Annotated in this window: 6 protein-coding genes; all 6 read left to right on the forward strand. The window is 67.8% G+C overall.

The features are described from left to right. The first annotated feature begins 420 nt into the window (after positions 1-420). Positions 421-615 (forward strand): hypothetical protein, encoded by a 195-nt coding sequence (locus VFS34_06125; protein HET9794021.1) that lies wholly within the window; start codon positions 421-423, stop codon positions 613-615. 4 nt (positions 616-619) lie between these two features. Next, complete coding sequence (locus tag VFS34_06130; GenBank protein ID HET9794022.1) at positions 620-1,924, forward strand: anaerobic sulfatase maturase; 1,305 nt, start codon at positions 620-622, stop codon at positions 1,922-1,924. 4 nt (positions 1,925-1,928) lie between these two features. Next, positions 1,929-2,789, forward strand: coding sequence for a trigger factor (locus VFS34_06135; protein HET9794023.1), 861 nt, complete (start codon positions 1,929-1,931; stop codon positions 2,787-2,789). Positions 2,790-2,857: 68 nt separating this feature from the next. Further along, positions 2,858-4,417, forward strand: coding sequence for an arylsulfatase (locus VFS34_06140; GenBank protein ID HET9794024.1), 1,560 nt, complete (start codon positions 2,858-2,860; stop codon positions 4,415-4,417). A 120-nt stretch (positions 4,418-4,537) separates the two neighbouring features. Then, complete coding sequence (locus VFS34_06145; GenBank protein ID HET9794025.1) at positions 4,538-5,524, forward strand: HAD family hydrolase; 987 nt, start codon at positions 4,538-4,540, stop codon at positions 5,522-5,524. A gap of 219 nt (positions 5,525-5,743) precedes the next feature. After that, the coding region (locus VFS34_06150) for a hypothetical protein (GenBank protein ID HET9794026.1) at positions 5,744-6,143 on the forward strand (400 nt) is incomplete at its 3' end.

Genomic DNA, 6,143 nt, shown 5'->3' on the forward strand with positions numbered 1-6,143 from the left:
TCGGCGCGCGCCCACTCTTCTCGCCGGACGAGCGCCAGGCCGGGAAGGACACAGGCCAAACCCGCGAGCGGGAACCCGATCACCGGCGAGAGCATGATCAGGGGACGCACCGTTATCCGGAGCCTAACAGGTCGATCGGCCGGTTCTCGCTGCTGTTTCAGGCGCTCCCCGTCGGCACACGGGTGTCTGCGAAAGCGCAGCGGGCGCGACCGTCACGCCCGATTCCACCGCTCCGGTGTCGTCCCGCTCGTTCACGGTTCCTGCCTGACACCCGAGCCGCATCCGCAGGCTCGGCGATTCCCCGGGATTCCCGGCATTCATTGATGAAACCGAATCATGCGATGGAGAGGGGCCAACCCCTAGCATCGCCGAACGGGCCGGCGTGATCCTGGATTCGCGCTGACGCGCACCACCGTTTCGGTGACCGATCCCGGTATTCACAAGGAGCGGTTCATTCGACTCGTCCGATCCGTTTCGCGCCTGGCGCGGGTCGCTCTCCTCGGTCCGCTCTGGATGACCGTCACCGTGTCGGCTCTCACCTGCGCCGGCGTCGGCGCCGACAGCGGCTCCAGCGCGAAGCGGGCGGGAGATCTCGAGCTCGCCCTGGAGGAATGAGGCTATGGCCAGTCCGAACGGTCCGCCGGCGGACGCCGCTCCGCGCCTCTTCCGCGGGAAACCCGTGGTCCGCATGCACGCGATGGTCAAGCCGGGCGGGCCGATCTGCAACCTCGACTGCCAGTACTGCTACTACCTGAGCAAGGAAGGGCTGCTCGGCGCCGAGAACGGCTGGCGCATCTCGGACGAGACCCTCGAGACCTTCATCCGGCAGTACATCGAGGGGCAGAACTGCAAGGAAGTCGTTTTCTCCTGGCAGGGAGGCGAACCGACGCTCCTCGGGCTCGACTTCTTCCGCCGCGCGATCGCGCTCGAGAAGAAGTATTGCCCGCCGCACACGCGATGCGAAAACGACCTCCAGACCAACGGCACCCGCCTGGACGACGCCTGGTGCGACTTCCTGCGCGAGAACGGGTTCCTGGTCGGGCTGAGCATCGACGGCCCGCGCGATCTGCACGATGCCTACCGGCGGGACAAGGCGGGCCGGGGAACCTTCGACCGCGTCCTCCGAGCCGCGAAACTGCTGCGCAAGCACGGGGTCCGGTTCGCCACCCTCTCGTGCGTCAACCGGGCCACGGCGATGCGCCCCGTCGAGGTGTACCGGTTCCTGCGCGACGAGGTCGGCTCGAGACGGATCCAGTTCATCCCGGTCGTGGAGCCGAAGAGCTTTCGCGGCACCGCGCCCCAGCACTGGGCGGCGGGAGAGATGCCGATCGCGGGCACGTCCGCGGCGCAGCCCGGGACGCCGGACTCGGTCGTGGAGGAGTGGTCCGTCGATCCGCGCGCCTGGGGGGAATTCCTCTGCCGGGTCTTCGACGAGTGGTATTCCCGGGACCTCGCCCGGGTCCACGTCCAGTATTTCGAGGCCGCGGTCGAGACCTGGATGGGGCGCGTGAGCCCGTTGTGCACGCTCGGTCCTCTGTGCGGCAAGGGCCTGGCGGTCGAACACGACGGCGGCGTCTACGCGTGCGACCACTACGTCTACCCGGAGTTCCGGCTCGGCAATGTCCTGTCGGAACCGATCGCCGGGATGGCCCTGTCGGCGGCGCAGGAGCGGTTCGGCAGGAACAAGGAAGCGACGCTGCCGGGCCACTGCCGGCAGTGCGAGTACGAATTCGCCTGCTACGGCGAATGTCCGAAGAACCGGTTCGTCCGGACTCCCAGCGGCGAGCCGGGCCTGAATTACCTGTGTGCCGGCTGGAAAGCGTTCTGGCGGCACGTCGACGCGCCGATCTCGAGGATCGTCCGCGACCTCGGATACGCGCCGGTGAAGAAGACCGTCTACGCCACGAGCTCGGCCATGGAATGACGCCGTGAAGAGCGAGCTGGAAGATCGGGGAGACGGACGGCGCGCGGTCACGATCCGCGCCGAGTGGCCGGAAGTGGCGGCCGAATACGAGGACGTCTCCGCCGGCTACGCGGAGCACGCGATGGCCGGGTTCCGCCCCGGCCGGGCGCCGCGCGCGGTGATCGAGAAGCGGTTCCGGCAGCGCATCCGCGAGGAGTTCACGGCCCGCTGCGGGCCGCGGCTCGCGCGGGAGGCGCTCCGCGACAGGGGCCTCCGTTTCACGGGGCCGATCGCGGTGATCGAGATCCGGCTCGAGCCGCGCCGGGAGTTCTCGTTCACCGCCGAGTTCATCCCGCCGCCCGTCTTTGAGCTGCCGGACTACGCCGCGATCCCCCTCGCCGGCGAGACCGCCGACGCGCGCCGCGACGAGCTCGCCGAGTGGCTCCTCTCGCGCACCCCGGGAGAGGTCCCGGCGGCGCTCGTCCGGCAGGAATTCGAGCGGAACGGGGAGAGCGGCGCCGACCCGGGCAGTGAGTCCTGGACGGCGGCATCGCGCCGCGCGAAGCTCGCGACGATCCTGGGGCAGATCGCCGCAGCGGAAGGGATCGAGGCGGACCGGCGCGACGTCGAGGCCCGGATCGAAAAGGTCGCCGCGGAAAGCGGACTCCGCCCGGACGAGCTGCGGCGGAAGCTCGACCGGGAGGACGGGCTCGCCTCGCTGCAGTCGCTCCTCCTCGCCGAGCAGACTCTCGACTACCTGATGGAGAAAGCGGGATCCCGGTCAGAAGGATTGCTTCGAAACCACGGAATCGCGCGAGGTCGCGGAAAGCCGCGGCCCGGGCGGCCCCGACCCGGAGAGACCGATCAGAACAGGAGAAAACGATGAGAAACCGAACAGGGAGACTCGGACGTGCCGGAACATGGGCCGCCGTCGGCTCCGTGCTGGCGGCCGGGATGGTCATGACCGGCCGGCCCGCGCAGGCGCAGCAGGCGACGAAGCCCAACATCCTCGTCATCTTCGGCGACGACATCGGGCAGTCGAACATCAGCGCCTATACGAGGGGCCTGATGGGATACTGGACCCCGAACATCGACCGCCTCGCCCGCGAAGGCACGATCTTCACCGACTACTACGCCGAGCAGAGCTGCACGGCCGGTCGGTCGTCGTTCATCACCGGACAGTGCGTCCTGCGCACGGGCCTCAGCCGGGTCGGACTTCCGGCGGCCCGCGTGGGGATGGCGAAGGAAGACCCGACGATCGCCGAAATGCTCAAGCCGTTCGGCTACGCCACCGGCCAGTTCGGCAAGAACCACCTCGGCGACCGAAACGAGTACCTCCCCACGGTGCACGGATTCGACGAGTTCTTCGGAAACCTCTACCACCTGAACGCGGAGGAGGAGCCGGAGATGCGCGACTACCCGGTGGACCCGAAGTTCCGTCAGATGTTCGGCCCCCGCGGAGTGCTGCGGCTGAAAGCCACGGACCGGGACGACCCGACCGTGGACCCGCGGTTCGGCAGGATCGGCCGGCAGACGATCGAGGACACGGGCCCCCTGACCCGGAAGCGGATGGAGACGATCGACGACGAGACGTCGGCGGCGGCCATCGATTTCATCCAGCGACAGAACCGGGCGGGAAAGCCGTTCTTCGTCTGGTACAACAGCACGCGGATGCACCTCCGCACCCACGTGCGGGAGGAGCACCGCAGCCCCCGAGGGGCGACCGCCCTCACCGAGTACGCCGACGGGATGGTCGAGCACGACGGCACGGTCGGTTCCCTGCTCAAGGCGCTCGACGATCTCGGCATCGCGGGCGACACGATCGTCATCTACACGACCGACAACGGTCCGCACGGCAATTCCTGGCCCGATGCCGCGACGACGCCCTTCCGCAGCGAGAAGAACACCAACTGGGAAGGCGCGTTCCGCGTCCCCGCGTTCATCCGCTGGCCGGGGCACATCAAGGCGGGATCGGTCTCGAACGAAATCGTGAGCGGACTGGATTGGATGCCGACGCTCCTCGCCGCGGCCGGCGATCCCGACGTCAAGGCGAAGCTGCTCAAGGGCTACAAGGTCGGCGGCATGACCTACAAGGTCCACCTCGACGGCTACAACCTCCTGCCGTACCTCGCGGGGCAGGAAGCCCGGAGCCCGAGGAAAGAGTTCTTCTACTTCAGCGATGAAGGGGAGGCGCTCGGCATGCGGTACGAAAACTGGAAGTGGGTCATGGCGGAGCAGCGCACACCCGGAACGTTTGCCATATGGCAGGATCCTTTCACTCCCCTGCGCATCAGCAAGCTGTTCAACCTGCGCGCCGATCCGTACGAGCGGGCGGACATCACCTCGAACACGTATTACGACTGGACCCTCGATCACATGTTCCTCAACATCCCGGCGATGGGCGGCGCCGAGAAATTCCTCGAGACGTTCAAGGAGTATCCGCCGCGTCAGAAGCCGGAGGGCATGGACTTCGACAGGCTGATCAAGGCCCTCCAGGAGTCCGCCGGGAAGTAGCCGTATCCACCCCCGCTCCTTCCCTCGCGAGGGGGGAGGAGCGGGACGGTCGATTGGGGAGGGTTAGTCATGACGGGAAATCGGACAGAAACGGCATCGCGAATCCGGATCGTCGCGCCGATGCTGGCCGTCGTGGTCCTGACGGCCTTCTCCGCCATCGTGCCGGCCGCGGGTCCGGCGGGCGATCGCGGCGCGGACCCGCTCTCGTCTTGGAACGACGGGGCGGCGAAGGCCTCCATCGTCGCGTTCGTCGCCCGGGTGACGAAACCCGGCCCGGACTTCGTTGCGCCGGCCGAACGCATCGCCGTTTTCGACAACGACGGCACGCTCTGGGCCGAGCAGCCGATCTACTTCCAGGCCCTGTTCATGCTCGACCGGGTCCGGGCGCTGGCGCCCGGGCATCCGGAATGGAAAACGGAAGAGCCGTTCGCCTCCCTGCTCAAGGGGGACATGAAAGCCGTCCTCGCCGGCGGCGAGCGCGCGTTCGGCCGGATCGCCATGGCGACGCACGCGGGCATGACGACCGGAGAATTCGAGAAGATCGTCCGGGAATGGGTCGCGACCGCTCGGCACCCGAAGACCGGCCGGCTCTACACCGAAATGGTCTACCCGCCGATGATCGAGCTGCTCGCCTATCTGCGGGCGAACGGTTTCAAGACGTTCATCGTTTCGGGAGGCGGCATCGAGTTCATGCGCCCGTGGTCGGAGCAGGTCTACGGCGTCGCCCCGGAAGAGGTCATCGGAAGCCGAATCAAGATGCGGTTCGAGCTGCGCGACGGAACGCCGGTTCTCGTTCGCCTGCCGGAGATGGACTTCGTCGACGACGGGCCCGGCAAACCCGTGGGGATCCAGACGCAGATCGGGCGCCGGCCGCTCGCGGCGTTCGGCAACTCGGACGGCGACCTGCCGATGCTCCAGTGGACGGCCGGAGGTGACGGCCCGCGCTTCGCGCTCCTCGTCCATCACACGGACGCCGAGCGCGAGTGGGCCTACGACCGGACCTCTCCCGTCGGCCGCCTCGACAAGGGACTCGACGAGGCCCGGGCGCGCGGCTGGACGGTGGTCGACATGAAGGCCGACTGGAAGCGCGTGTTCGCTTTCGAATAATCGGATCGAAGCGCGGCTGCCCATCACGCCCATGTCGTGGGCGCGATGTCGGACCGGCCGATGCCGCCACCGCCGCTGGAAATCCTCTCGGTGTATCGGCGTAGCGGAAATCACCCCTGGCCTTGAAGACATGGACGCGATGTGAATCAAAGGCTTTTCACCTGTCCCGGCGGGGTCTCGACCGAGCTGAGCCGTTCGCGGGATGCGGCGATCCAATTCGTGGAGCACGAAATGGACGCGGCGGACCGGGCGGCGGTCGGGACCAGCTCGGCCGAGACCGGGCCGCGGCTGGTCCTGAATTTCACATCGGATCGAAGGCAGATCGTCGCGGCGATCCGGTCCGTGGGGACGTCCCGGACGCCCGATGGAGCCAAAGACCCGCTGGCGCTCGCCTTCGCCCTTCCGGGCAGCCCCGTCGATCAGGCGTTTGCCGCGGAATCCGAAGACACGGGGGCGGCGGTGGCAAACGGGACGACGCAGCTGTTCGGGAATCAGGCCCGGAAAGACGTCGACCGGCTCACCGTCGCCAGGATCTCGCGTTTGCTCGCCGGGATGCAGTCGCTGGCCGCGGCGCTCGATCTCGTCGAGGGGAAGAAGCGGATCCTCTACTTCTCGGCTG

The organism is Thermoanaerobaculia bacterium (assembly GCA_035717485.1).
GTDB lineage: Bacteria > Acidobacteriota > Thermoanaerobaculia > UBA5066 > DATFVB01 > DATFVB01.

Bases quoted from the DNA above. Each gene is read 5' to 3' on its own strand.
- VFS34_06130 (HET9794022.1), top strand. From the start codon at position 620: ATGGCCAGTCCGAACGGTCCGCCGGCGGACGCCGCTCCGCGCCTCTTC.
- VFS34_06140 (HET9794024.1), top strand. From the start codon at position 2,858: ATGGTCATGACCGGCCGGCCCGCGCAGGCGCAGCAGGCGACGAAGCCC.
- VFS34_06145 (HET9794025.1), top strand. From the start codon at position 4,538: ATGCTGGCCGTCGTGGTCCTGACGGCCTTCTCCGCCATCGTGCCGGCC.